Source organism: Roseomonas chloroacetimidivorans (assembly GCF_049629625.1).
GTDB lineage: Bacteria > Pseudomonadota > Alphaproteobacteria > Acetobacterales > Acetobacteraceae > Roseomonas > Roseomonas chloroacetimidivorans.
Map to the genome: position 1 here is coordinate 1 of NZ_JBNBZS010000258.1, position 1,609 is coordinate 1,609.

1 protein-coding gene is annotated in these 1,609 nt (G+C 61.7%); it reads right to left on the reverse strand.

Translation table 11 applies throughout. The features are described 5' to 3' along the window. Positions 1-92: 92 nt before the first annotated feature. Positions 93-509: a hypothetical protein gene (locus tag ACO1BU_RS37235; protein WP_424140883.1), complete on the reverse strand. Its 417-nt coding sequence runs from the start codon at positions 507-509 to the stop codon at positions 93-95. Positions 510-1,609: the final 1,100 nt, after the last annotated feature.

The following is a 1,609-nucleotide window of genomic DNA, read 5'->3' on the forward strand; positions in this document are numbered from 1 at the left end:
CCGCTGAATACCGTGTCCGCTTTCCCGTCATCGGGTCCGTCCTTCTCAGGGCAAACCGAGCTTATCGAACTGTCCGAAATCCGGGGACCACCTCACTGCCGCAGCGAGCTTGGGGTACCCAGCCTCGAACCGGGATCCGCCTTACCAGCGTCGATCGGAGCCGTGAGCACCGCCTTCTCACGGAGGATCAAGCCTGGAGGGTCGCACAGGCGGTCGAGCAAGGACAGCATCTTCCTCCAGTACCAGACACGCTGGCGTGGAAACGCTGCTTGCTTCGCGCCGAGCACCAGAAGCCTCGCCGTGAGACCACCGGGGTGTCTGACTGACTGCAACGGAACTTGGCTTTCGATCTCACGCAAAGCCGCAACAATTTGGCCTTCGAGGCGGAGTGCGGCGATCCATGACCTGAGCCGGCCGAGTGGGCCGCCTCGCTGAGCCCGGGCCCGCAACAGAAACACCTCACAGGCAAGCCGGGGCAGGATGGCATGGGCCATTTCCCGCAGCAGCATCTCCGCCCGCTCAGCGTCCCGGCCGTCATTCGTGCCAATGATGCGCGGTGCGTAGAGCTTTAGCAGGCTGCGGAAATTCGATTTTGGCGAGGCTTCTACGAAATTTTATTACGCTGCGTACGATTCGGGCACAGCAGTGTTGTGCACATCACGGTCTGTCCAATTCGGATTGTTCGTGTGGCTGGGCTGGAGCAGCGAATTTCCGCAGCCTGTTAGTCTTTGCCGCCGCGCATGCGGAAGAGCGTCGTTGATGACGACCGCGAAGTCACGAATGAGAGGTGAAGCCGCGTCTGGTCGGTCCGAGTGCGGTTCGCCTGCCAAATGCGCCACGAGCGACATCAGGCAGAACGCGTTCTCCCGTGGGTCTCCCACGCCGGCAACGAGGGTCGCCCCGGTGAGCTCGCGCTCCACTGCCCGAAGAGTCAACATGATCCGCACCTCTCCATCGATGTTGCGAGCGTCTTGCGCGCCCGCTGCGAGACGAAGGAAGTGCGTGTCACTCCAGTGCTCCGCCGCAAAAGCGTGGCGCACAATGGATCCCGAACTTCCAGGGTCATCCGCCCGTCCAACCGTGTCCGCCGCCGCAACGACGTCAATGGGAGAGACACTGGTTCGACCCAAGCTCTACCACCGTAATCCCATGGTAGAAGTCATCATCTCTCACGAGCGGTTATACGGCCCCCACCCGCTCCGGTTACTCAAATCCTGAGTTGTGGAGCACTGCAACTCAGTTTTTCGGGAACCATCGCTTTTCATTGGATTGTCGCACATTGGCTCGGCATCGCGGAGGGGACAGCTTGGATCGAGTTCCCTGCTCCCGCCCGCCAGGCCGCCATTCGCTGCGGCCGAGATGCTCGCAGATTGACTAGCGCTTTCAGTCCAGTCGAGCAGGGTGACGAGGAAGGTCAGTGGCAATGTGGCCCGCGGCTCCGGCTGTGCAGTCAGGTCTCCCTGGCCGATCCACGGCTGCGCCATGCCGTCCTGTGCATGCTCCACGAGAGCAATGAACCCGACAAGCCTCGGCGCGTCCAAACACATCCGTGCAGATCTCACCAAGTTCGGGCTTGCCTCGGGGGTTCATCCGTCGAGGAAGGTCCGCA

Excerpts from the sequence above, each read along its gene's own strand:
- ACO1BU_RS37235 (WP_424140883.1), bottom strand. The coding sequence starts at position 509 with ATGCTGCTGCGGGAAATGGCCCATGCCATCCTGCCCCGGCTTGCCTGT.